This window comes from Atlantibacter sp. RC6, assembly GCF_014193285.1.
Taxonomy (GTDB): Bacteria; Pseudomonadota; Gammaproteobacteria; order Enterobacterales; family Enterobacteriaceae; genus Atlantibacter.
The window spans coordinates 682630-705237 of sequence record NZ_JACHZE010000001.1; the positions used below are offsets into that span (position 1 = coordinate 682630).

Below are 22608 nucleotides of genomic sequence, written 5' to 3' on the forward strand. Positions count from 1 at the left end.
ACAATGACAATGAAAAAAGTACTGATTGCCACGCTGCTTGCCAGCATGAGCCTGTCCGCCGCGGCGGCGCAGACTATTCGTTTTGCCACGGAAGCCTCTTACCCTCCGTTTGAATCCATGAACGACAAAAACGAGATTGTCGGTTTTGACGTGGATCTGGCGAATGCCCTGTGTAAAGAGATCGACGCCACATGTACCTTTACCAACCAGGCGTTCGACAGCCTGATCCCGAGCCTGAAATTCCGCCGTTTCGACGCGGTGATGGCGGGTATGGATATCACCCCTGAGCGTGAAAAGCAGGTGCTGTTCACCAACGCCTATTACGATAACTCCGCGCTGTTCGTGGGCCAGCAGGGTAAAGTCGCCAGCATCGACCAGCTGAAAGGCAAAAAAGTGGGTGTCCAGAACGGCACCACCCACCAGAAATTCATTAATGACAAGCACCCGGAAATTACCACCGTGCCGTACGACAGCTACCAGAACGCCAAGCTGGATCTGCAAAATGGCCGTATTGACGCGGTATTCGGCGACACAGCCGTGGTGACCGAGTGGCTGAAGAGCAATGACAAACTGGCTGCTGTCGGCGATAAAGTGACCGACAAAGATTACTTCGGCACCGGTTTGGGTATCGCGGTTCGTCAGGGCAACACTGAACTTCAGCAGAAATTCAATACCGCGCTGGAGAAAGTGAAGAAAGACGGCACCTACGAAACTATCTATAACAAATGGTTCCAGAAGTAATATCTGAATGAACGAAATGTTTCCTCTAGCAAGCGCCGCCGGGATGACCGTCGGCCTTGCCGTTTGCGCGCTGATCATCGGCCTGGTGCTGGCGATGATCTTCGCGGTTTGGGAGTCGGCTAAATGGCGGCCTCTCGCCTGGATCGCCACCGGCCTGGTCACGATGTTCCGCGGGCTGCCGGAAATTCTGGTGGTGCTGTTTATCTACTTTGGCTCGTCACAGCTGCTGCTCCTGCTTTCCGATGGCTTCACACTTAATCTCGGCTTTGCACAAATCCCGGTGCAGATGCAGATTGAAAACTTCGACGTTAGCCCGTTCCTGTGCGGCGTGATTGCCCTGTCGCTGCTGTATGCCGCCTATGCTTCGCAAACCCTGCGCGGCGCGCTGAAAGCGGTGCCGGTGGGCCAGTGGGAATCCGGCCAGGCGTTGGGTTTGTCTAAAGTGGCGATTTTCTTCCGGTTGGTGATGCCGCAGATGTGGCGTCATGCTCTGCCCGGCCTTGGCAACCAGTGGCTGGTGCTGCTCAAAGACACCGCGCTGGTGTCGTTAATTAGCGTGAACGATTTAATGCTGCAAACCAAAAGCATTGCTACCCGCACTCAGGAGCCGTTTACCTGGTATATCGTGGCGGCGGCGATTTATTTAGTGATTACGCTTATCAGCCAGTACATCCTGAAACTGATCGATCGGCGCGCCACGCGCTTTGAGCGGAGACCAGGCTGATGCTGGAATATTTACCCGAACTTCTTAAAGGCCTGCAAACCAGCCTGACGCTCACCGTGGCGTCACTGATTGTGGCGCTGATCCTGGCGCTGCTGTTTACTGTGGTGCTGACCCTGAAAACGCCGGTGCTGTCGCTGGTAGTGCGCGGTTACATTACGCTGTTTACCGGTACCCCGCTGCTGGTGCAGATATTCCTGATTTACTATGGGCCAGGGCAGTTCCCGACGCTACAGGAATATCCGGGGCTGTGGCATCTGCTGTCTGAGCCATGGCTGTGCGCCCTGTTGGCGCTGTCGCTTAACTCGGCGGCGTACACCACCCTGTTATTCTATGGGGCGATCCGCGCCATCCCGGAAGGGCAATGGCAGTCATGCCAGTCGCTGGGCATGAGCAAGAAAGACACCCTGGCGATTTTGCTTCCTTATGCATTTAAACGCGCCCTGTCGTCCTACTCCAACGAAGTGGTGCTGGTGTTCAAAAGTACCTCGCTGGCCTACACCATTACGCTGATGGAAGTGATGGGCCACGGGCAACTGCTGTACGGTAGAACCTATGATGTGATGGTGTTTGGCGCCGCTGGCGTTATCTACCTGATCGTGAACGGTTTGCTGACGCTAATGATGCGTCTGATTGAGCGCCGCGCGCTGGCGTTTGAACGCCGTAACTGATGCGACATATCCGGCCCGCGGCAATTTTCGCGGGCTGGTTTATGGATAATTTCTCCCTGCGGTTTTTTGCCCCTTCTCTTTCATCCCCCCTCTCGCATTTAAATATAATTATACATTTTTATTGCATATAAATTCATTAACTGGCATGGTGTATTCACGCCGGGTAAACGGCGATCCAGAATAAAAATTGACAGACGGGAGCACTACAATGAAAAAGTTACTTTTGGCGGCAATCCTTTCTACGGTGGCGATTTCTGCGGGCGCAGCAGAGAAAATCAGCTTCGGCTCATCGGCCACCTACCCGCCTTTTGAATCGCTGGACGCCAACAACCAGATTGTGGGTTTTGATATCGATCTCGCGAAAGCGTTATGCAAACAAATGCAGGCGGAATGTACCTTCACCAACCATGCGTTTGACAGTCTGATCCCGTCACTCAAATTCAAAAAATACGATGCGGTGATTTCCGGTATGGACATTACGCCTGAGCGCAGCAAGCAGGTGGCATTTACTGCGCCGTACTACGCCAACTCCGCGCTGGTGATCGCGAAGAAAGACACCTACAAATCTTTCGAGGATCTAAAAGGCAAGCGTATCGGCATGGAAAATGGCACCACGCACCAGAAATACTTGCAGGATAAGCACCCGGAAGTGAAAACCGTGGCGTATGACAGTTACCAGAATGCGATTATCGACCTGAAGAATGGCCGTATTGATGGCGTGTTCGGCGACACCGCCGTGGTCAACGAGTGGCTGAAAACCAACCCGCAGCTGGGTTCTGCGACGCCGAAAGTGACCGACCCGCAGTATTTCGGTACCGGGCTGGGCATCGCGGTGCGTCCGGATAATGTGGCGCTGCTGAAGAAATTTAACGATGCGCTGGCGGCGATTAAAGCGGATGGGACTTATCAGAAGATTAATGATAAGTGGTTCCCGGAACAGTAATTGTTCTTTGTTCAGTGGAATTGTTCCGTTCGGTGGAATAGTTCCGTTTGGTGGAATTGTTCCGCGTTCAGTGGAATAGTTCCGTTCGCCAGGCGTTCGTGGCTCAACGCGATGCCGTAGCACGCGAACGGGCAAAGGGGGATTCCGCATCCCCCTTTGCAATCCCCGCTCCCGACCAGCAAAATCGCCGCTGCGCGGTTCCCTCGGCTCCATCTCCTCGCTTCAGGTCGGTCGGGATACGGCATCCTGCCTTTCCCGACCTCAGCCCCGCATCCCTGCGGGGCTGACCTGGCTCGTCAATTGCGCCTCGGCGATTTTGATGCCGGAACAACACCCCTAACTTTAAGCCTTTTATTTTTTACTGAGCAGTCTTTGTCGCTGTGAGTCTTTTTCATACTTTCAGCGCCATATTTGTTTCATTGAAAACCTGAACGTATCGCGGGGGTTTTCCTCCCCATCGAAATCGCCGAAGCGTTCGCGGGAGGCCGGGGCTGGCGGCATGGATGCCGCCAGAGGGCGAGAAAGGCAGGATGCCGTATCTCGCCCGACCCGGAGCCGGACGCGATAAGCTGAGGGCACCGCGAAGCGGCGATTTCGCTCGGGGGAGCCGGGGTTGCCAGGGGGGCGGCGGCGAGCCCCACTGGCCCGTTCGCGTACACTGGCGCCAGAGATTGACACGAAAGCCTGGCGAACGGAACAATTCCACCAAACAAAAACAATCCCCCTTTACCCCCTCTGTAACAGCGTCAGCACCTCATAATGCCCGGTATGCGGAAACATATCGAACAACTGCGTCCTGACAATCCGGTACCCCGGCAGCAGACGAATATCCTGCGCCATCGTCCGCGCATTACAGCTCGAATAAAGAATAGTCTCCGGCGCCATCGCCGATAAAAACTGGCACAGTTCCGCGCCAATCCCGCGGCGCGGCGGGTTAACCACCACCAGATCGGGTTTATCCTGCTGGGCAGTGGCGAAACGGGTCGAATCCAGCGCCTGAAAATGGACGTCTGTCAGACCCAGCATCGCGGCGGACTGAGTGGCGCTGGCGATGGCCTCGGGCGCAATTTCAATCCCGGTGAGACGCATCTGCGGCGTGGCACAGTGCAACCCAAACCCGCCCACCCCGCAAAACAGATCCCACATATGCTTCACCGGCAAACCGCGCACCCAGTCGCGGGCCGTGGCGTAGAGTTGACTCGCCACCTGCGGGTTGGTCTGGAAAAAGCTTTGCGGACGGATCCACAGCGGCACGCCGTTGAAATTCTCCGCCAGCGCGCGCTCGGCGGTGAACACAATCTCCCGCTCTCCTTCCATAATCGCCATATGCACCGGCTGGATATTGGCAGAGATCACCTTGAGCTGCGGTAATTGTTCCCGCAGCCACGGCAACGCCGCTTCAAGCTGGGAGAGTTTGGCGTCAGAGCGCAGCACAAAACGCAGCATCATGCCGCCATCGAGCGTGCTTTCGGTGAGCAGCAGATATTTCAGCTCGCCGCGCTTACGCGCCACGTTATACGGCGTTAATCCGGCGCGGGCGATAAACGGCTTCAGCACGGTAAACACCCGGCGGAACGCGTCGGAATAGAGCGGGCAGTCGGTTAAATCCACCGCGCTGCCGTCGCGGTTGAGAATGCCGAGCAGCGGTTTCTCCACGCTGCCGCTGACCACCATTTTGGCCTTATTGCGGAACGCGCGCTCCTCCCCCGCCACCGGGTCGCACCACTGGCCAACAGGGAGATCGCCAAGCAACTGGCGGAGATCGGTCATTTTGTCCTGGAGCTGTTGCTGCCGGGATTTTTCAATCCACGCGCAGGAGCGACAGCGCCCGGCATCATAAAGAGCGCACTGCATAGCGAAACCTTAGAAACGGAGGGCGCAGGATTGTACCACCGTTATTGCAACTGGAAAAACCGGCGGCTCTGCACAGGCAAAAACAGCAGTATCAGGATCATGATATCCGGGGTTTTCTGCATCACCAGCGAATGAAGGATCTCCCGTTTGGTTTCTCCGGCAATGCTGAACAGTTCAGGATACCCCCAGCCCAGCGACGCGGCCCACAGATAGCCGCTGGCGGCAATTTGCGAGATCAGGTAAATCCAGCGTCCCCAGTTACGTCCTTTGATAATGGCGAACGCGCAGCGAAACTCAACGCACAGCAGCAACAGGCTGGAGAGAAACACCAGCGTCAGGCTCCAGGTCTGGACGCTGCGGTGGATAAAATCCATCGCGCCGCGCAGCCCCAGCATATTAAACACCATCAGCAGATCGACGCAGCGGGTAGTGATAATGGCAATAGCCGCAATATATACCAGTGTAGGTACATTGAGACGGGCGTGATTACGGTGTGATCGGGTAAAGATCATCGCTATGGTTCTGGCATCCCTGAATCACAGTGCCGCGACGAACGCGGCACTGTTAGCTAATAATTTCAGATTTTAGAGTCTTCAGCCGGTTCTTGCACGTTGGATGTCTTTCTGGCGTTGTTTTTCGGAGCGCGCCATCAGATACCATGCGAGCAAACCGATGATTCCCACCACCCCGAGGATAATTGACGCCAGGGCGTTGATCTCCGGGTTAACCCCCATACGCACGCTGGAGAATACCAGCATCGGCAGGGTTGTCGCTCCCGGGCCGGAAACAAAGCTGGCGATCACCAGGTCGTCCAGCGACAGGGTGAACGCCAGCAGCCAGCCGGAAAGAATTGCCGGCATGATCATCGGCAGGGTGATCACGAAGAACACTTTTACCGGCGTGGCCCCCAGATCCATCGCCGCCTCTTCGATGGAGCGATCCAGTTCGCGCAGGCGAGCGCTGATCACCACCGCCACGTAGGCGGTACAGAAGGTGACATGCGCCAGCCAGATGGTGAGCATACCGCGCTCTGAGGGCCAGCCGATGGCGTGGCCCAGCGCCACGAACAGCAGCAGCAGCGACAGACCGGTGATCACGTCCGGCATTACCAGCGGCGCGGTCAGCATAAACGCAAAGCCGTTGGCGCCGCGAAAACGCCCAAAGCGCACCATCACCACCGAGGCAATCGTCCCCAGCACCACCGCCATGGTGGCGGCCAGGGCGGCGATGGTCAGGCTCAGCCCCACCGCGCTCATCATCGCGCTGTCCTGGAACAATTCGCTGTACCAGCGCGTCGACCAACCGGCCCACACCGTCACCAGTTTGGAGCTGTTAAAGGAGTAAATCACCAGCATCAGCATCGGCGCATACAGGAAGGTAAAGCCGATCAGCAAAATCAAAATGCGCCACGGGGAACGCACGACGGGTAAATTATTCATACGTGATCTCCCGTGGATTTGTTCTGGTGCTTGTGGAACCACATAATCGGCACAATCAGGATCACCAGCATAGTGATCGCCACTGCCGAAGCCACCGGCCAGTCGCGGTTGTTAAAGAACTCCTGCCACAGCACGCGGCCAATCATGATGCTGTCCGGGCCGCCCAGCAGTTCCGGGATCACAAACTCCCCTACCGCCGGGATAAACACCAGCATCGACCCGGCGATAATCCCGCCTTTGGTCAGCGGCACAATCACCGTGAAGAAGGTTTTCAACGGGCGCGCGCCCAGATCCAGCGCCGCTTCCACCAGCGAGTAATCAATACGCGTCAGCGCGGTGTAAATCGGCAGCACCATAAACGGCAGATAGGCATACACGATGCCGATATACACCGCGAGGTTGGTGTGCAGAATGGTTAACGGCTGATCGATAACCCCCAACCACAGCAGCACGTTGTTCAGCACCCCGTTTTCCTTGAGGATGCCCATCCAGGCATACACGCGGATCAGGAACGAGGTCCAGGATGGCAGGATCACCAGTAACAACAGGATATTGCGCGTCGACGGGCTACTGTGCGCCACCGCCCAGGCCAGCGGATAACCCAGCAGCAAACAGCACAGCGTTGAGATCCCCGCCACCTGCAACGACTGCAAATAAGCCTCGAAATAGAGCGGATCGTCGGTGAGTTGCAGGAAGTTGGCGAGATTCAGCATGATCGACAACTGCGAATCCTCGACGCTCACCAGATCGGTGTACGGCGGGATTGCCCGCGCCATTTCCGCCAGGCTGATTTTGAACACAATCAGGAACGGCAGCATAAACAGCAGGATCAGCCACAGGTACGGCAGCGCGATCACCAGTTTGCGGCCATGGGCCATCTGCATCCGCGCCAGCCAGGCCTTAAAGCCGGTGACGTGCTGGACCTCGCGGCGTTCAGGTAAACTACTCATCACGCCTCCTTAAACTGTCAGAACCACACAACTGTCGGCGTCCCAACACAGACGCACTTCGTCGCCCCAGGTTGGCGCGCCTTTGCGGTAGCGATAAGCGTTCTGTAACTGGGCGGTAATCATCTGCCCGCTTTTCAGGCGCACATGGTAGATCGACAGATCGCCCAGATAAGCGATATGCACCACTTCACCCACGGCAAAGTTATAGCCGTCGGCAGGCGGCTCTTCGCAGAGCATCACTTTTTCCGGGCGCAGCGCCACGTGTACCGGTACGCCGTCCACCACCGAGGCGTCGGGGTCGACTTTCAGCGGGTGCATCAGGCCAGGGGAGTCAATCACCAGGCCATCTTCCTCACGGGATTTCAGCAGCCCGTCAAACACGTTCACCGAGCCGATAAATTCCGCGCTGTAGCGGGTCGTCGGGTGTTCGTAAATCTCTTCCGGCTCGCCAATCTGCACAAACTTGCCGCGGTTCATAATGGCGATACGTCCGGCCATGGTCATGGCCTCTTCCTGATCGTGAGTCACCATCACGCAGGTCGCGCCGACGCGCTCCAGAATATCCACCACTTCAAGCTGCATCCGGTCACGCAGTTTTTTATCCAGCGCGCCCATCGGCTCGTCGAGCAGCAGCAGTTTCGGGCGCTTCGCCAGACTGCGCGCCAGCGCCACACGCTGACGCTGGCCGCCGGAAAGCTGATGCGGCTTGCGTTTGGCGAACTCCTGCATATGCACCAGCGTCAGCATCTCTTCGACCCGTGCGGCGATCTCGCCACGCGGCAGTTTGTCCTGCTTCAGGCCAAAAGCGATATTCTGCTCCACCGTCATATGGGGAAACAGCGCGTAGGACTGGAACATCATATTGATTGGGCGCTGGTACGGCGGTACGCGGGATAAATCCACGCCATCCAGCAAAATCTGGCCATGAGTAGGGATCTCAAAGCCCGCCAGCATTCGCAGCAGGGTTGATTTCCCGCACCCGGAGGCGCCGAGCAGGGCGAAAATTTCGCCTTTATAGATAGTCAGGCTGACGTCGTCCACGGCATGCTGGCCGTCGAAGGATTTAGTCAGGTTGCGGATTTCCAGCAGCGGGGTAAGCGCTTTGCGGGTTTTCGCCTGTGGGCGGGGGATAGCGTCGTTCAATTATTGCTCTCCGGCAAAAGCATGAATATTTGTGCGGCCCGGTTGTCGCACTAATAATGGGGCAGAGACGGGTCGCCTCTGCCCCACGCCAGGGCAGTCCTGGCGTGACTGGCGGGAATTACTTGCCGCTTTTTACTTTGGTCCACGCACGGGTGCGGACGCGGTCGATTTTCGGATCCTGCACTTTCAGCGTGAACAGTTTCGCCATCACATCCGCAGGCGGGTAGATGCCCGGATTGTCGCGCACCTCGGCGCTGACCAGCGGCGTCGCTTCTTTGTTAGCGCTGGCGTAGAACACATAATCGCTGATGTGGGCGATCACGTCCGGACGCATCAGGTAATTCAGGAACTGATAGGCTTCTTCTTTGTTTTTGGCATCCGTCGGCATGGCGAAGACGTCAAAGAAAGCCAGCGCCCCTTCTTTAGGAATGGTGTAAGAAACATTCACGCCGTTTTTGGCTTCTTTCGCACGGTTAGCCGCCTGCCATACGTCCCCTGCCCAGCCGATGGCCACGCAGATATCACCGTTCGCCAGGTCGTTAATGTACTGGGAGGAGTGGAAATAACGAATGTTCGGACGCAGCTTTAGCAGCAGTTCGGTCGCCGGGCCGGTGTAATCATCGGCTTTTTCGCTGTTCGGATCTTTGCCCAGGTAGTTCAGCACGGTGGCGAACACCTCTTCAGGCGCGTCGAGGAAAGAGACGCCGCAGCTTTTCAGCTTCTCAAGGTTTTCCGGCTTCAGCACCAGATCCCAGCTGTTCAACGGCACGTCGCCGCCCAGCGCGGCTTTGACTTTATCGACGTTATAGCCGATGCCGGTGGTGGCCCAGAGATACGGCATGGCGTATTTATTTTCCGGGTCGTGCTTCGCCGTCAGTTTCAGCAACTCAGGGTCGAGGTTCTTCCAGTTAGGCAGCTTGCTTTTATCCAGTGGCTGGAATACGCCGGCGGCTAACTGGCGCTCAAGAAAGCTGGCAGACGGCACCACCAGGTCGAAACCGGTACTGCCCGCCATTAATTTACCTTCCAGCACTTCGTTGGAATCGAACACGTCGTAAACCACTTTAATACCGGTTTCTTTGGTGAAGTTTTCGATGGTGTCCGGAGCAATATAGTCTGACCAGTTATACACATGCAGTGTTTTTTGTTCGGCAGCCATGACGCTTGCAGAGGCTGCCATCAGCGCACCGGCAACCACACCCGACAACCATTTTTTTCTTTGGGTGAACATATCTGTTTCCTTCTGAATAAAGGGTAAAAACTCGTTGTTTTCCGAGCTAAATTTACGCAATTACACATCTGCAATGAAACATATGCAATTTTCATGCATATTTGGTCATGCTGCACAGAAAAAGGATCGACCATCCTTCGGCAGACAATGCAGGCTTTTTTCGCTTCGCAAGAATAACTGTAGGATATGTCCAGGACTATAGCCCGGTAGAAAAAATGCGTTTTATCAATTTTTTAGACTGAATCGCTCTATCACCTCGGCTTAAAAGGGGATAAAGGCAGTGAAATGTTCTTTAACAGGCGGTTAAAGGCAGAATAATAAAATGTGATACGCAGTCGCCCTGGCAGCGACTGCGGCATGGATGGGCGCTGTTAGTGAAGAAAATGGGTATGCATTTCGACGCTATTTTTCTCTTCATCGTCGGCGGTAAAGAGTAAATGATGCGATCCCGCTTCCAGAATCACCATTGAGATCTGCTCTTCGCTCTGGCGGAAAAACGCGGCAAATTGCTCGAACGTCACGCCTACACTGGCAAACAGCGACTGGCACACGACCATTTTCGGCATGTTGTCGTCCTGAATATCCAGGAACGCTTTTACCGTCAGAGAGCTGGCGTTAATCGCCGACAGATCGCAGGCTAGCGGCAGCAGCGCCGACGGTTTCACTTCCGCCAGCGCCGAAAACAATACGGTGTTATCCAGCAAATCGATTTTGGCATCAAAGATGCCGTCAAAATTTTGCATGTGGGGCAAATGCAACGCCTGGCAGGTATCGCACTCGAAAAAACTCACCTCTAACTGTTCAAGCCAGTGGCGCAGTGTGTCCAGACTGGGGACGACGAGTGAATCCATAAAAACTGAACCCTCTTAATTCGCGGTTCGCGAAGTGCGGTGAATGAAAGCTGGCCGATAGCTTACGCAAAAAGCCCCCCCGATACTACGTTTAAGGGCGCATCCTTTAATCTGACGCAAACCGGCGTGGCGCTTCAACCACCCATTTTTAGACAAAAACCCGGCCTGGCGTTTTTTTCAATCCACTGGATCATCAGGCTGGCGATATCAATACCGGTGGTGTTTTCAATGCCTTCCAGGCCTGGCGACGCGTTGACTTCCATGACCAACGGGCCGCGGTCGGAACGCAGGATGTCCACGCCCGCCACGTCGAGCCCCATGGTACTGGCCGCGCGCAAGGCGATCTCCCGCTCGCGCGGGGTGATATCCGCGACCCGCGCCACGCCGCCGCGGTGCAGGTTAGAGCGAAAATCCCCCTCTTTCGCCTGGCGTTCAATGGCGGCGACCACGCGATCGCCCACCACCAGGCACCGCACGTCCCGGCCTTTGGCTTCTTTGATGTATTCCTGCACCAGAATATGGGCGTTGAGGCCGCGAAACGCATCAATCACGCTCTCCGCCGCCTGGCGCGTTTCCGCCAGCACCACCCCGATCCCTTGCGTGCCCTCCACCAGTTTCACCACCAGCGGCGCGCCGCCGACCATATCGATCAGATCGCTGGTGTCATCTGGCGAGTGGGCAATCCCCGTGACCGGCAAATCAATCCCCTGGCGCGCCATCAACTGAAGGGAGCGCAGCTTATCGCGGGCGCGGGTAATCGCGACCGACTCATTCAGCGGATAGCTGCCCATCATTTCAAACTGGCGCAGCACGGCGGTACCGTAGAAGGTGATTGCGGAACCGATGCGCGGGATCACCGCATCATAATGGGGCAGCTTGCGCCCTTTGTAGTGCATAGAGGACGACAGGGGATTGATATTCATATAACAGGAGAGCGGGTCGAGAATTTCCACAAAATGACCGCGCCGCATTGCGGCTTCCCGCAGCCGCTTACAGGACCACAGGGTTCCATCCCGGGATAAAATGGCGATTTTCATCCTTCACCTCGCTCTCACTGGTATTAACCGGCACATCATACACGGCCCGTTACCAACTGCGTAGCGAGCCCGGACAATTAACGCGTGGCAAACCCCTGTTTATGCAAAAACTCAAGGATAAACGGGCGGTTCTCTTTAATGATGGTACGGCGAATATGGTCGCTCCAGGTATCACGGCGGGTATTGCTGTCGCGGGTGAGATAGTAGTGCGCCAGCTCCTCGTCATAGGCGGCCAGCGCTGCGCGATCCAGCGGCTGGTAGCGGTTTTCATGCACCACAATGGCGGTCGGCAGACGCGGTTTCACATCCGGATTATCGGCGGGCCATCCCAGACAAAGACCAAAAAGAGGCAGAACCTGTTGGGGAAGCCCCAGCAGCTCGGTTACCGCCTCAATATTGTTACGGATCCCGCCAATATAAACCCCGCCCAGCCCCAGCGACTCCGCCGCCACCATGGCGTTTTGCCCCATCATCGCGGTATCTACCACGCCTAACAGCAGCTGTTCGGCAAGGCCGAGCTGCGCGTCCGGGCTGATTTGCAAATGGCGATTAAAATCGGCGCAGAACACCCAAAACTCCGGCGCTTGCGCCACGTGCTTCTGGCCGCCGGTAAGCGGCACCAGCTTCTCGCGCAGCGCCGGATCGGTAACGCGGATAATCGAGCTGCACTGTAAAAAACTGGAACTGGACGCCGCGCGGGCCCCGGCAAAGATCGCCTCGCGTTGCGCGTCGGTAATCGGCTGGTCGGTAAAATGGCGGATCGAGCGGTGCGAACACAGTAGCTCAATGGTTGGCGTCATGATGTGAATCCTTTTCTTGCGATGATTTTGATTTTGCAGAGGGTTTAAACAGCAGCGGCGCCATGTTTTGGCCCATGTTCCACACCAGCGCTACGGCGGCGGGCAACATCAGCAGCACGCCGAGGAACACCATCACGATGCCCCAGGTCGCGCTGTTAAACGGCGCCGGCAAGTCGACATACCCTTTCAGGGAGAGCCAGGCCGTACCCAGCACGACCATGCCTATGGCCTCCAGAATCAGCACCGGTTTGGGTAAGGCACCCAGTGAGCGCATTGGGTTTCTCCTGCGGTTAAAAAAGGGAGTATAACCTGAAAACCACGCTGCCCTTTTTAGCCATAACGGCGCGATAAAAAATAGCCAATGAAAGATGACAGGTATCAAACTAAGAGGCGTAACCTGCTTTTCATTACTTCGCGTTATGGCATGATAGCCGCATTCGCCGTCAGGCACTCGTTATCAAGGAGTTATCATGTTTGCAGTTATTTTTGGTCGTCCGGGCTGCCCTTACTGCGTTCGCGCTAAAGAACTGGCTGAGAAACTGACCGCCGAGCGCGACGATTTCAACTTCCGTTACGTCGATATTCATGCAGAAGGCATCACCAAAGCTGACCTGGAAAAAACCGTTGGCAAACCGGTAGAAACCGTACCGCAGATTTTTGTGGATTCCACCCACATCGGCGGCTGCACCGATTTTGAAGCCTGGGCGAAAGCGAATCTTTCTCTTTATACCGCCTGATTCATCGCGCAAAAAAACCGGCTCACTGAGCCGGTTTTTTTATTCTGACAGTTTTAACAGCTTTCGCGCGAACAGATAACAGAGCGCACCCAGCCCGCACCAGAATACCGCACCAAACAGCCAGGCCACTTCCTGAAACAGCGAACGTTCAGGGATGGGCGTAGTAAACACCAGCAGCAAACATAACGGCGCCGCCAGCATCGCGCCCAGCAGCGGTTTAAACAGGCGATCGTCTCGTGAGAAGAAACTGGCAATCATTCCCGGCAGAATAAAACACAGCATGCCGAGATCGAGATGCTTCTGTACCGGATAATATCCCGACACCGAAAGCTTATGAAGAATAAATACGACCAGAAAGAGTATGAAGCTGCATACTGTTCCCGGCCAAAAAGGCGCTTTCATCACCGATATCCCCTGACATTGCCCATATCAAACTAAAAACAATCACCCGGAAATACGGGTTACCCAGTTAGAATAAGCACTGCGGCAATCCTTGCCTGAAACGATTCATAACACTATTTCTCGCTAGCCGCCCACCGGTAATCCGATTAAACTACCGGCCATCGCGTGTTTTGTCCGAGATATTAATGTGATGAATGAACAATCAGCATATCTTCGATTATGGGCCAAAACAGTAGCGTAAAACATCACCCATTTCAATAGGTTACTGGTAAACGAGAAGTTAGCCGCCGTGAATATAAACGTCGCAGATTTGTTAAGCGGGAATTACATCCTGTTATTATTTGTTGTACTGGCTTTAGGACTCTGTCTTGGCAAATTACGGCTCGGTTCTGTCCAACTGGGTAATTCTATTGGCGTTTTAGTCGTCTCGTTATTATTGGGCCAGCATAATTTTTCGATTAACACCGACGCGCTGAATTTGGGCTTTATGCTGTTTATTTTTTGTGTCGGCGTGGAAGCCGGACCTAACTTTTTCTCTATTTTTTTTCGCGATGGGAAGAATTATTTAATGCTGGCCACGGTGATGGTCGGCAGCGCTCTGTTGATCGCACTCGGCCTTGGCAAACTGTTCGGCTGGGATATCGGCCTCACGGCGGGGATGCTGGCCGGTTCGATGACCTCGACCCCGGTGCTGGTCGGCGCGGGCGATACGCTGCGCCATTCCGGGATGGAAGGCGCATCGCTCAGCAGCGCGCTGGATCATCTTAGCCTCGGCTACGCCCTCACCTATTTGATTGGCCTGGTCAGCCTGATTTTCGGCGCGCGCTACCTGCCAAAATTACAGCACCAGGATTTGCAGACCAGCGCCCAGCAAATCGCCCGCGAACGCGGGCTGGATACCGATTCCAACCGCAAAGTCTATTTGCCGGTGATCCGCGCCTACCGCGTCGGGCCGGAACTGGTGGCCTGGGCCGATGGCAAAAATCTGCGCGAGCTGGGGATTTACCGCCAGACCGGCTGCTATATCGAACGTATCCGCCGTAACGGTATCCTGGCGAATCCGGATGGCGATGCGGTGTTGCAGGTAGGGGATGAAATCGCGCTGGTAGGTTATCCGGACGCCCACGCCCGCCTCGACCCGAGTTTCCGCAACGGTAAAGAGGTGTTTGACCGCGATCTGCTGGACATGCGCATCGTAACCGAAGAGATCGTGGTGAAAAACCATAACGTGGTGGGCCGCCGGCTCGGCCAAATGAAGCTGACCGATCATGGCTGCTTCCTGAACCGCGTGATCCGCAGCCAGATTGAAATGCCGATCGACGATAATATCGTGCTCAACAAAGGGGATGTGTTGCAGGTGAGCGGCGACGCGCGGCGCGTGAAAACCATCGCCGACCGTATCGGCTTTATCTCGATTCACAGCCAGGTCACCGATCTGCTGGCCTTCTGCGCCTTCTTTATTATCGGCCTGATGATTGGGATGATCACCTTCCAGTTCAGCTCGTTCAGCTTTGGCGTCGGTAATGCGGCAGGTCTGCTGTTCGCCGGGATTATGTTGGGCTTTTTGCGCGCCAACCACCCCACCTTCGGCTACATTCCGCAGGGTGCGCTGATGATGGTGAAAGAGTTCGGCCTGATGGTATTTATGGCGGGCGTGGGATTAAGCGCAGGTAGTGGTATCGGCCACAGCCTGGGGGCAGTGGGCGGGCAAATGCTGATCGCCGGGCTTATCGTCAGCCTGTTGCCGGTGGTGATCAGCTTTATGTTCGGCGTCTGGGTGCTGAAAATGAACCGCGCGCTGCTGTTTGGCGCGCTGATGGGCGCGCGTACCTGTGCGCCAGCCATGGAAATTATCAGCGATACTGCCCGCAGCAATATCCCGGCGCTGGGTTATGCAGGCACCTACGCTATCGCTAACGTCTTGTTAACATTAGCGGGAACGCTGATTGTCATCGTCTGGCCGGGCCTGGGTTGGTAGGACGTTAAAAAATTTTGTGATTTTTTTAACTTAGGGGCGAACTTTTGAAAGCATGCGTAGTCTGAATTAGTGCCACTGCTTTTCTTTGATGTCCCCAATTTGTGGAGCCCATCAACCCCGCCGTTTTGGTTCAAGGTTGATGGGTTTTTTGTTGCCTGAAATTCAGCTTACGCGCCCCTCTTCCCCGGCAATCCTCCCCAATAACTCACGCAACTGCTCACGCCCCAGCGGCGCGCTATCGGTCACATAGTGCAGCGTCATTCCCTCGATGAACGCGTCCAGCGCCCGGGCGGTAACCGGGTCGAACCAGTGCTCCAGCAGCGTCTGGCTGCGGCGCATCCACGCCTGCATCACCAGCTTTAAACCGGGACGACGCGCGGCGTAGGCGTACAGCTGGTACATCAGTTCCATATTGCGCGGCGTGGTCATATAGGCCCCGCAAATCAGATCGGCCAGCGCATCGCACGCCATCGCGGGGTTGGTTGCCTGCCCCATATGATGAATAAAGCTCTCCGACATCCGGTCGGCAAACCGGCAAAACGCCTCTTCGAGCAGATCGTCGATGCCGGTGAAATAATAAGTCATCGACCCCAGCGGCACCCCGGCCAGCGCCGCGATTTTGCGATGGGTGACGCCGTTAATGCCATGCTCCGCAACGGCATCCAGCGTGGCGTCTAAGATAATGTCTCGCCGCCCGCTGGGGGCGGATTCAGATTTCATCATCCCTTCCTCGGGGTCATAAATGTGAGTTGTACAAATGTACACTTCCTTGCTAGTGTTGTCTTACCTTTTCCGGAAACCAGGTTAGTAAATGCCGTTAACCGCACGTCAGGCCCTGCGTCGCCGCACCTGGGCATTGTTTATCTTCTTCTTTTTACCCGGTTTATTGATGGCCTCATGGGCTACCCGCACCCCTGCTATCCGCGACGGTCTCGCTGTGTCCACCGCCGAAATGGGCGTAGTGCTATTCGGGTTGTCGATTGGCTCAATGAGCGGCGTGCTTAGCTCCGCCTGGCTGGTAAAACGCTTTGGCACCCGCATCGTGATCCGTAACAGTATGATCCTGGCGATAGCCGGCATTATGTTGATGAGCGGCGGGCTCGCCATTTCCACTGCTTTTGTATTTGCCAGTGGTCTGGCGCTGTTTGGTGCGGGTCTCGGTTCGTCGGAAGTGGCGCTGAATATTGAAGGCGCCGTGGTTGAACGCGAAAGCAATAAAACCATTCTGCCGATGATGCACGGCTTCTATAGCCTCGGCACGCTGGCGGGCGCGGGCGTCGGTATGGCGCTGACCGCAATCAATATCCGCGCCGACGGGCATATTCTGCTGGCCGGGCTGGTCACCGTCGCGCCGATGATTTACGCCATGCGCGCCATTCCTGACGGCGTGGGCAAAGAGTCAAAGCAGGAAAAACAGGCCAATGCCCAACAGCGGTTGCCGTTTTACAAGGATTTCCAGCTGCTGCTGATTGGCGTAATCGTGCTGGCGATGGCCTTTGCTGAAGGTTCGGCTAACGACTGGCTGCCGCTATTGATGGTGGATGGTCACGGTTTTAGCGCTACTTCCGGCTCGATTATTTATGCCGGCTTTACCCTGGGCATGACCCTGGGCCGCTTTACCGGCGGCTGGTTTATTGACCGCTACAGCCGCGTGGCGGTGGTGCGCGCCAGCGCCGTGATGGGCGCGCTGGGCATCGCGATTATTGTGTTTGTTGATAACCCCTGGCTGGCGGGCGCGTCGGTGCTACTCTGGGGGCTTGGCGCGTCGCTTGGCTTCCCGTTGACCATTTCCGCCGCCAGCGATACCGGCCCGGATGCCGCGTCACGCGTCAGCGTGGTGGCCACCACCGGTTATCTGGCCTTCCTGGTGGGGCCGCCGCTGTTAGGTTTCCTGGGGGAACACTACGGGCTGCGTAGCGCCATGATCGTGGTACTGTCGCTGGTGATTATCGCCGCGCTGGTGGCTCGGGCGGTGGCGAAACCTGAATCTCATATTGAAAGTTCAACGGAGCAATGCAGATGAGCGTGAAACTGATCGCTGTCGACATGGATGGCACCTTTCTGGATGACGTAAAGCAATACAATCGCCCACGCTTTTTAGCGCAGTACGCCCGGATGAAGGAGCAAGGCATCCGCTTTGCGGTGGCGAGCGGCAACCAGTATTACCAGCTGTATTCGTTCTTTCCGGAAATCGCCCAGGAGATCGCCTTTGTTGCCGACAACGGCGCCTGGGTGGTGTGCGAGGGCGAGGACATGTTCAATGGCGAATTCACCGTCCAGCAATACAACACCGTCGTGGATCACCTGCTGACCCTGCCGGATGTTGAAGTCATCGCCTCCGGCAAACAGTGGGGCTATATCCTGAAAAGCTACGATCCCGCGTTTAAGCTTATGGCGGCGCGCTATTACCACCGCCTGAAAGAGGTGGACAGCTTTACCGGTATCGACGATGTGTTCTTTAAATTCGCGCTCAATCTGCCGGACGATATTCTCGCCGAAACCATGATCGCATTAGGTGAATCGCTGGAGGGCATTGTGGTGCCGGTAACCAGCGGGCACGGCTCTATCGATTTGATTATTCCTGGCCTGCACAAAGCCAACGGCCTGCGAATCGTTCAGAAGCGCTGGGGCATTGAAGACCATGAAGTGGTGACGTTTGGCGACGGCGGCAATGATATCGAAATGCTCACCCAGGCAGGATATGGCTTTGCGATGCAAAACGCGCCGGAGAATATTCGCGCCCTCGCCCGCTATCAGGCCGGGCATAATAACCATCAGGCGGTGCTGGATGTGATTGATAAGGTGCTGGATCGCGACGCGCCCTTTAATTAACCGTTCGCCCTCAACAGAGGGCGATTTTTTACTGCGGCTGTAACCCGCTGCCGACCGTTTTATCCTTCAGAAACACCACCATCAGCCCCAGCCACAATAGCCCGTTAGCGAGGTTAAACAGGCTGAACAGGCCGTTACCGCCCAGCAGCCACGCGTGTTTGCTGAGCTCAATACCGACAGTGAAGATCAGCATTTGCAGCATCCCCATGGCGGCGGAGACCGTGCCTTTACTCATGTCGCTGGCGAACAGCGTCAGGCGCACCAGCCCGGCGTTGGCAAGGCCAATCCCAAACGCGTAAATGCTCAACCCGGCGGTCATCCATAAATAAGCGTGGGACGAAACGACCGTCGCCAGCGCAGCCACCGCCAGGCCAATCATAATCGGCCAGCCGCCCATAATAATCAGCGCGCGCACGGTGCGGCGCGAGGTTAAGCGCGCCAGCACCAGGTTGCCGATAATCAGCGCGCCGAAAATGGGCACCTGTAACAGCCCATACTCGTAGGTGCTGAGCTTTTCACCGCTGATGATCAACACCGGCGACTGGGCAATCCAGGCCAGTAGCGGCAGGCTGACAAAGCCAATCGACAGCGCGCCCGCCACAAAACGCACGTTTTTCATCACTTCACGGTAATCGCGCCCAAGCTCCTTGATCGACAGTTTGTCGCCAAGGCGGGTGGCGGTTTCCGGCATCGCGCGCCACAGCCCTAAAAAGGCGATCGCCGCCAGGACCGCGAACAGCACAAACATGAGTTCCCAGGGTGCGACGTGGATCCAGGCCGCGCCCACCAACGGGCCAAGCAGCGGCGCGATCAGCGCCACATTCGCCATCAGCGCGGTGATTTTGATGCACACCGCCTCTTCGAACGACTCCTGGATCGCCGCATACCCCACAGCGCCAATAAAGCACAGGCTGATCCCCTGGAGAAACCGCAGAACAGTGAATTGTTCGATATTTTGCGCCAGCAGCGTCGCCAGGCAGGTAACAATAAACCACACCACGCCCCACAGCATTACCGGGCGGCGGCCCACGCGGTCAGAGAGTGGCCCCAGCAACCACTGCAAAAACATCCCGCCCGCCAGATAGGCGGTCATGGACGTCGGCACCCACTCCACGCCCGCCTGATACTGCGCGACTACCGTCAGCATGCCGGGTTGGATCATATCGTTGCCGATATAAGTCGAGAATTCATAAAGCACCAGACAGAGCGGGAACAGCAGCGCCTGCCGCCCCAACCGTTTGGCTGAAGAAGTTGTTGTTTGCATGCGTGAAAGTCATCCATTAAAAATCGCGCAGAGTGTAATGAAACGGCGGCGATACAGATAGTGAATTGTGCGCGAAGGGACCGGAAAACGCACGTTTTCGCGTGGCGTTAAGGTTTTATTCAGGATCGGCGGTTTTAAATCAGGTGCAAGGTTATCCATTGTTACACAACATACCGATAACTAAGACTATGCCCCTTTACCGGCCAGCGCTGCGCTTTTATGTTTATCCCCTTTCGCGCCGCACCCTGGCGACAATCGCGGGACCGTTAAGGACTGGATTATGATGGAAACCCTGAACCTGTCACTGTTTAACCTGATCAACGCCACCCCGGCGTCCCCCGCCTGGCTGATTCAGGCCGCGATTTTTATCGCCAAAGATTTCATTCATATCGTGCCGGTGTTGATTGTGGCGCTCTGGCTGTGGGGGCCGCGCCATCAGGTCGACTACCAGCGCCATCTGGTGATCCGCACCGCCATCGCCCTCGCCGTCAGCATGTCGGTCTCCTGGCTGCTGGGGCAGGCTTTTCCCCATGAACGCCCGTTCGCCGAGGGGATTGGCTATAACTTCCTGCATCACGCTCCGGACTCTTCATGGCCCAGCGATCACGGCACGGTGATTTTTACCTTCGCGCTGGCGTTTTTGTTCTGGCATCGCCTGTGGTCAGGCGCGGCGCTATTTATCATTGCCTGCGCCGTGGCGTGGTCGCGGATTTACCTTGGGATACACTGGCCGCTGGATATGCTCGGCGGCCTGCTGGTCGGCCTGCTGGCTTGCCTTACGACCCAGATTGTCTGGAGCCTGTGCGGCGCTGCGTTGTACCGGTTTTTGTGCCGTGTTTATCGATTCTGCTTCGCGTTGCCCATTCGTAAAGGTTGGGTGCGTGACTAACGCGCCATCGACGCGTAAAATTGCCCGCTGGCGGTGAAGGCCGTGGCCCACAGACAGGGTAAACACAACAGCAGAGGTGATATGGAAACACGGCGTGGCGATCGAATCGGGCAGCTGTTGCAGGCGTTAAAGCGCAGCGACAAACTCCATCTCAAAGAAGCGGCGGCGCTGCTGGGCGTCTCGGAAATGACTATTCGCCGGGACCTGAGCGGCAATAACGCGCCGGTGGTGCTGTTGGGCGGCTATATCGTACTGGAACCGCGCAGCTCCGCCGTGAGCCATTATCTGCTAAGCGATCAGAAAACCCGGCTGGTGGAAGAAAAGCGTAAGGCCGCCCGTCACGCCGCGGAACTGGTCCGCCCGCACCATACGCTGTTTTTCGACTGTGGCACCACCACGCCGTGGATTATCGACGCGCTGGATGATGATCTGCCCTTCACCGGCGTCTGTTATTCCCTGAATACTTTCCTGGCGTTACAGGAAAAACCGCTGTGCCGGGTGATCCTGTGCGGCGGCGAGTTCCACGCCAGCAACGCTATTTTCAAGCCGCTGAATTTCCAGGAAACCCTGCGTAATTTGTGCCCGGATATCGCTTTCTTTTCGGCGGCGGGCATCCACATTCGCCACGGGGCGACCTGTTTCAATCTGGATGAGCTGCCGGTGAAACACTGGGCGCTGGAGATGGCCCAACGGCATGTGCTGGTGGCGGATGCCAGTAAATTCGGAAAAGTGCGCTCGGCCTGCATGGGCCCGCTGACAGCGTTCGATACGCTGATCACCGACAGCCGCCCGGATGACGAGTTTGTGCGTTACGCGCAGGAAAAAGACATTACGCTGGTGTGGTAATAAGAAGGGCTTCCCGCCGCTAAGCGGGAAGCGTTCAAAGATTAAAACCAGCCGCCAAACCACTGGTGGAATTTCATCAGCACGAAATCCCACATCCGGCTAAAGAAACCGCCCTCTTCCACCGCTTCCATCACAATCAGCGGACGCTGTTCAATCGATTTGCCGTTGAGCTGGAAATCAATATTGCCGACGACCTGGCCTTTTTTCAGCGGCGCAGTGAGCTGCGGCTCGGTCAGCGTATACGTGGCCTTGAGATTTTTAAGCTGGCCTTTCGGGATGGTCACTGACCCCGCTTCCCCCGCGCCCAGCTTCACCTCGGATTTATCGCCAAACCAGACGCGCTGGTTAACAAAGGTGGCGTTTGGCTTAATCGGCGTCACGGTTTCAAAGAAGCGGAAGCCCCAGGTCAGCAGTTTTTCCGATTCGCGAAAGCGCACGCCGTCGGTTTTCGCCCCCAGCACCACGGAAATTAACCGCATATCGCCCTGCGTCGCAGAGGCCACCAGGTTATATCCGGCCCCGGCGGTGGTGCCGGTTTTCATACCGTCGACGTTCATGGTGGTGCTCCACAGCAGCCGGTTGCGGTTCGGCTGGCGGATCTTATTGAAAGTGAACTCTTTCTCTTTGTGGATCGCGTACTCTTCCGGCACATCGTGGATCAGCGCCTTGCCCAGCAGCGCCATATCCCGCGCGGTACTGAACTGGCCCGGCGCATCCAGGCCGTGCACCGTTTTGAAGGTGGTATTAGTCAGGCCGAGTTTGGCGGCATAGCTGTTCATCAGGCTGACGAATGAATCCTGGCTACCGGCCACATAGTCGGCGATCGCGATGCTGGCGTCGTTACCCGACTGGATAATCACGCCTTTGTTGAGATCCGCCACCGAGACCTGATCCCCCGGTTTCAGGAACATCAGCGAGGAGCCGCGCAGCGCCGGGTTACCCGTCGCCCAGGCGTCTTTGCCCACGGTGACCATATCGTTAAGATGAATTTTTTGCGCCTTCAGCGCCTGGCCCACCACGTAGCTGGTCATTAGCTTGGTGAGGCTGGCCGGGTCGAGCTTTTCATCGGCGTTGCCTTCAGCGAGCACTTTACCGCTGGCGTAATCCATCAGGATCCAGGCCCTGGCTTCCACCGGCGGCGCATCGGGTGTTTGAACCTGTTCCGCGGCATAAGCTGCCGTGGTAGAAATCAATAACAGTGCAGAGCCTGCGGCCCATACACGCAGAGTTGTCAGTCGCGTTTTCTGGTTCATAGGTACCACCCGAGTATCCTTTCAAC

The 22608-nt window shown here is 56.3% G+C and carries 24 protein-coding genes; 10 read left to right on the forward strand and 14 right to left on the reverse strand.

Annotation, left to right across the window (positions count from 1 at the left end):
* Nucleotides 1–9 precede the first annotated feature (9 nt).
* The 4 genes from artI to artJ all read left to right on the forward strand — a co-directional run bounded on the left by artI (nucleotide 10) and on the right by artJ (nucleotide 3076).
* Nucleotides 10–741, forward strand: coding sequence for an arginine ABC transporter substrate-binding protein ArtI (gene artI, locus FHW74_RS03325; protein WP_161661512.1), 732 nt, complete (start codon nucleotides 10–12; stop codon nucleotides 739–741).
* Nucleotides 742–748: 7 nt separating this feature from the next.
* Nucleotides 749–1465, forward strand: coding sequence for an arginine ABC transporter permease ArtQ (gene artQ, locus FHW74_RS03330; RefSeq protein WP_183169134.1), 717 nt, complete (start codon nucleotides 749–751; stop codon nucleotides 1463–1465).
* A complete protein-coding gene (gene artM, locus FHW74_RS03335) occupies nucleotides 1465–2133 on the forward strand; it encodes an arginine ABC transporter permease ArtM (protein WP_183169135.1) in 669 nt (222 codons plus the stop codon). The genes artQ and artM overlap by 1 nt, the downstream gene beginning before the upstream one ends.
* A 208-nt stretch (nucleotides 2134–2341) precedes the next feature.
* Complete coding sequence (artJ, locus tag FHW74_RS03340) at nucleotides 2342–3076, forward strand: arginine ABC transporter substrate-binding protein ArtJ (RefSeq protein WP_183169136.1); 735 nt, start codon at nucleotides 2342–2344, stop codon at nucleotides 3074–3076.
* A gap of 726 nt (nucleotides 3077–3802) precedes the next feature.
* Here artJ and rlmC read toward each other — a convergent pair.
* From rlmC to FHW74_RS03390, 10 genes are all read right to left on the reverse strand, one after another.
* Entirely contained in the window at nucleotides 3803–4930 is a 1128-nt protein-coding gene (gene rlmC, locus FHW74_RS03345) for a 23S rRNA (uracil(747)-C(5))-methyltransferase RlmC (protein WP_183169137.1), read from the reverse strand.
* Between the two features lie 41 nt (nucleotides 4931–4971).
* Nucleotides 4972–5442 (reverse strand): YbjO family protein, encoded by a 471-nt coding sequence (locus tag FHW74_RS03350; protein ID WP_183169138.1) that lies wholly within the window; start codon nucleotides 5440–5442, stop codon nucleotides 4972–4974.
* Between the two features lie 81 nt (nucleotides 5443–5523).
* Nucleotides 5524–6369, reverse strand: a complete 846-nt coding sequence (gene potI, locus FHW74_RS03355) for a putrescine ABC transporter permease PotI (RefSeq protein ID WP_183169139.1) — start codon at nucleotides 6367–6369, stop codon at nucleotides 5524–5526.
* Nucleotides 6366–7319 carry a putrescine ABC transporter permease PotH gene (gene potH / locus FHW74_RS03360; RefSeq protein ID WP_183169140.1) on the reverse strand — a complete coding sequence of 318 codons (954 nt, stop codon included), beginning with the start codon at nucleotides 7317–7319 and terminating at the stop codon, nucleotides 6366–6368. The genes potI and potH overlap by 4 nt, the downstream gene beginning before the upstream one ends.
* A 9-nt stretch (nucleotides 7320–7328) precedes the next feature.
* Complete coding sequence (gene potG / locus FHW74_RS03365; protein WP_183169141.1) at nucleotides 7329–8462, reverse strand: putrescine ABC transporter ATP-binding subunit PotG; 1134 nt, start codon at nucleotides 8460–8462, stop codon at nucleotides 7329–7331.
* A 118-nt stretch (nucleotides 8463–8580) separates the two neighbouring features.
* Nucleotides 8581–9693: a spermidine/putrescine ABC transporter substrate-binding protein PotF gene (gene potF, locus FHW74_RS03370; protein WP_183169142.1), complete on the reverse strand. Its 1113-nt coding sequence runs from the start codon at nucleotides 9691–9693 to the stop codon at nucleotides 8581–8583.
* Nucleotides 9694–10064: 371 nt separating this feature from the next.
* A complete protein-coding gene (locus FHW74_RS03375; RefSeq protein ID WP_183169143.1) occupies nucleotides 10065–10544 on the reverse strand; it encodes a YbjN domain-containing protein in 480 nt (159 codons plus the stop codon).
* Nucleotides 10545–10678: 134 nt separating this feature from the next.
* Nucleotides 10679–11581, reverse strand: a complete 903-nt coding sequence (gene rimK, locus FHW74_RS03380) for a 30S ribosomal protein S6--L-glutamate ligase (protein WP_183169144.1) — start codon at nucleotides 11579–11581, stop codon at nucleotides 10679–10681.
* 77 nt (nucleotides 11582–11658) lie between these two features.
* Complete coding sequence (nfsA, locus tag FHW74_RS03385) at nucleotides 11659–12381, reverse strand: oxygen-insensitive NADPH nitroreductase (protein WP_183169145.1); 723 nt, start codon at nucleotides 12379–12381, stop codon at nucleotides 11659–11661.
* On the reverse strand, nucleotides 12365–12655 hold the full coding sequence (locus FHW74_RS03390) for a DUF1418 family protein (RefSeq protein ID WP_183169146.1): 291 nt from the start codon (nucleotides 12653–12655) through the stop codon (nucleotides 12365–12367). The genes nfsA and FHW74_RS03390 overlap by 17 nt, the downstream gene beginning before the upstream one ends.
* A gap of 196 nt (nucleotides 12656–12851) precedes the next feature.
* On the opposite strand from FHW74_RS03390, the gene FHW74_RS03395 reads away from it, so the two are divergent.
* Nucleotides 12852–13118 (forward strand): GrxA family glutaredoxin, encoded by a 267-nt coding sequence (locus FHW74_RS03395; protein ID WP_125291731.1) that lies wholly within the window; start codon nucleotides 12852–12854, stop codon nucleotides 13116–13118.
* A gap of 39 nt (nucleotides 13119–13157) precedes the next feature.
* Here FHW74_RS03395 and ybjM read toward each other — a convergent pair whose 3' ends face one another.
* A complete protein-coding gene (gene ybjM, locus FHW74_RS03400) occupies nucleotides 13158–13520 on the reverse strand; it encodes an inner membrane protein YbjM (RefSeq protein WP_183169147.1) in 363 nt (120 codons plus the stop codon).
* 289 nt (nucleotides 13521–13809) lie between these two features.
* On the opposite strand from ybjM, the gene FHW74_RS03405 reads away from it, so the two are divergent.
* Nucleotides 13810–15498 (forward strand): aspartate:alanine antiporter, encoded by a 1689-nt coding sequence (locus tag FHW74_RS03405; protein ID WP_183169148.1) that lies wholly within the window; start codon nucleotides 13810–13812, stop codon nucleotides 15496–15498.
* A 162-nt stretch (nucleotides 15499–15660) separates the two neighbouring features.
* Here FHW74_RS03405 and FHW74_RS03410 read toward each other — a convergent pair whose 3' ends face one another.
* Entirely contained in the window at nucleotides 15661–16221 is a 561-nt protein-coding gene (locus FHW74_RS03410) for a TetR/AcrR family transcriptional regulator (RefSeq protein ID WP_183169149.1), read from the reverse strand.
* 88 nt (nucleotides 16222–16309) lie between these two features.
* On the opposite strand from FHW74_RS03410, the gene FHW74_RS03415 reads away from it, so the two are divergent.
* Together FHW74_RS03415 and FHW74_RS03420 are read left to right on the forward strand one after the other, a co-directional pair.
* Complete coding sequence (locus FHW74_RS03415; RefSeq protein WP_183169150.1) at nucleotides 16310–17521, forward strand: MFS transporter; 1212 nt, start codon at nucleotides 16310–16312, stop codon at nucleotides 17519–17521.
* Nucleotides 17518–18330: a Cof-type HAD-IIB family hydrolase gene (locus FHW74_RS03420; RefSeq protein WP_183169151.1), complete on the forward strand. Its 813-nt coding sequence runs from the start codon at nucleotides 17518–17520 to the stop codon at nucleotides 18328–18330. Before FHW74_RS03415 ends, FHW74_RS03420 begins: the two co-directional genes overlap by 4 nt.
* 28 nt (nucleotides 18331–18358) lie before the next feature.
* Here FHW74_RS03420 and FHW74_RS03425 read toward each other — a convergent pair whose 3' ends face one another.
* Nucleotides 18359–19594, reverse strand: a complete 1236-nt coding sequence (locus tag FHW74_RS03425; protein ID WP_183169152.1) for an MFS transporter — start codon at nucleotides 19592–19594, stop codon at nucleotides 18359–18361.
* A gap of 280 nt (nucleotides 19595–19874) precedes the next feature.
* Here FHW74_RS03425 and ybjG point away from each other — a divergent pair, with 280 nt between their 5' ends.
* Together ybjG and deoR are read left to right on the forward strand one after the other, a co-directional pair.
* Nucleotides 19875–20483 (forward strand): undecaprenyl-diphosphate phosphatase, encoded by a 609-nt coding sequence (ybjG, locus tag FHW74_RS03430; RefSeq protein WP_183169153.1) that lies wholly within the window; start codon nucleotides 19875–19877, stop codon nucleotides 20481–20483.
* An 81-nt stretch (nucleotides 20484–20564) separates the two neighbouring features.
* Nucleotides 20565–21329, forward strand: a complete 765-nt coding sequence (gene deoR / locus FHW74_RS03435; RefSeq protein WP_183169154.1) for a DNA-binding transcriptional repressor DeoR — start codon at nucleotides 20565–20567, stop codon at nucleotides 21327–21329.
* Between the two features lie 41 nt (nucleotides 21330–21370).
* On the opposite strand, the gene dacC is transcribed toward deoR, so the two are convergent.
* Complete coding sequence (dacC, locus tag FHW74_RS03440) at nucleotides 21371–22582, reverse strand: serine-type D-Ala-D-Ala carboxypeptidase (protein ID WP_183169155.1); 1212 nt, start codon at nucleotides 22580–22582, stop codon at nucleotides 21371–21373.
* Nucleotides 22583–22608: the final 26 nt, after the last annotated feature.

Excerpts from the sequence above, each read along its gene's own strand:
- artI (WP_161661512.1), top strand. The coding sequence starts at position 10 with ATGAAAAAAGTACTGATTGCCACGCTGCTTGCCAGCATGAGCCTGTCC.
- artQ (WP_183169134.1), top strand. The coding sequence starts at position 749 with ATGAACGAAATGTTTCCTCTAGCAAGCGCCGCCGGGATGACCGTCGGC.
- artM (WP_183169135.1), top strand. The coding sequence starts at position 1,465 with ATGCTGGAATATTTACCCGAACTTCTTAAAGGCCTGCAAACCAGCCTG.
- artJ (WP_183169136.1), top strand. The coding sequence starts at position 2,342 with ATGAAAAAGTTACTTTTGGCGGCAATCCTTTCTACGGTGGCGATTTCT.
- rlmC (WP_183169137.1), bottom strand. The coding sequence starts at position 4,930 with ATGCAGTGCGCTCTTTATGATGCCGGGCGCTGTCGCTCCTGCGCGTGG.
- FHW74_RS03350 (WP_183169138.1), bottom strand. The coding sequence starts at position 5,442 with ATGATCTTTACCCGATCACACCGTAATCACGCCCGTCTCAATGTACCT.
- potI (WP_183169139.1), bottom strand. The coding sequence starts at position 6,369 with ATGAATAATTTACCCGTCGTGCGTTCCCCGTGGCGCATTTTGATTTTG.
- potH (WP_183169140.1), bottom strand. The coding sequence starts at position 7,319 with ATGAGTAGTTTACCTGAACGCCGCGAGGTCCAGCACGTCACCGGCTTT.
- potF (WP_183169142.1), bottom strand. The coding sequence starts at position 9,693 with ATGTTCACCCAAAGAAAAAAATGGTTGTCGGGTGTGGTTGCCGGTGCG.
- FHW74_RS03375 (WP_183169143.1), bottom strand. The coding sequence starts at position 10,544 with ATGGATTCACTCGTCGTCCCCAGTCTGGACACACTGCGCCACTGGCTT.
- rimK (WP_183169144.1), bottom strand. The coding sequence starts at position 11,581 with ATGAAAATCGCCATTTTATCCCGGGATGGAACCCTGTGGTCCTGTAAG.
- nfsA (WP_183169145.1), bottom strand. The coding sequence starts at position 12,381 with ATGACGCCAACCATTGAGCTACTGTGTTCGCACCGCTCGATCCGCCAT.
- FHW74_RS03390 (WP_183169146.1), bottom strand. The coding sequence starts at position 12,655 with ATGCGCTCACTGGGTGCCTTACCCAAACCGGTGCTGATTCTGGAGGCC.
- FHW74_RS03395 (WP_125291731.1), top strand. The coding sequence starts at position 12,852 with ATGTTTGCAGTTATTTTTGGTCGTCCGGGCTGCCCTTACTGCGTTCGC.
- ybjM (WP_183169147.1), bottom strand. The coding sequence starts at position 13,520 with ATGAAAGCGCCTTTTTGGCCGGGAACAGTATGCAGCTTCATACTCTTT.
- FHW74_RS03410 (WP_183169149.1), bottom strand. The coding sequence starts at position 16,221 with ATGATGAAATCTGAATCCGCCCCCAGCGGGCGGCGAGACATTATCTTA.
- FHW74_RS03415 (WP_183169150.1), top strand. The coding sequence starts at position 16,310 with ATGCCGTTAACCGCACGTCAGGCCCTGCGTCGCCGCACCTGGGCATTG.
- FHW74_RS03420 (WP_183169151.1), top strand. The coding sequence starts at position 17,518 with ATGAGCGTGAAACTGATCGCTGTCGACATGGATGGCACCTTTCTGGAT.
- FHW74_RS03425 (WP_183169152.1), bottom strand. The coding sequence starts at position 19,594 with ATGCAAACAACAACTTCTTCAGCCAAACGGTTGGGGCGGCAGGCGCTG.
- ybjG (WP_183169153.1), top strand. The coding sequence starts at position 19,875 with ATGATGGAAACCCTGAACCTGTCACTGTTTAACCTGATCAACGCCACC.
- deoR (WP_183169154.1), top strand. The coding sequence starts at position 20,565 with ATGGAAACACGGCGTGGCGATCGAATCGGGCAGCTGTTGCAGGCGTTA.
- dacC (WP_183169155.1), bottom strand. The coding sequence starts at position 22,582 with ATGAACCAGAAAACGCGACTGACAACTCTGCGTGTATGGGCCGCAGGC.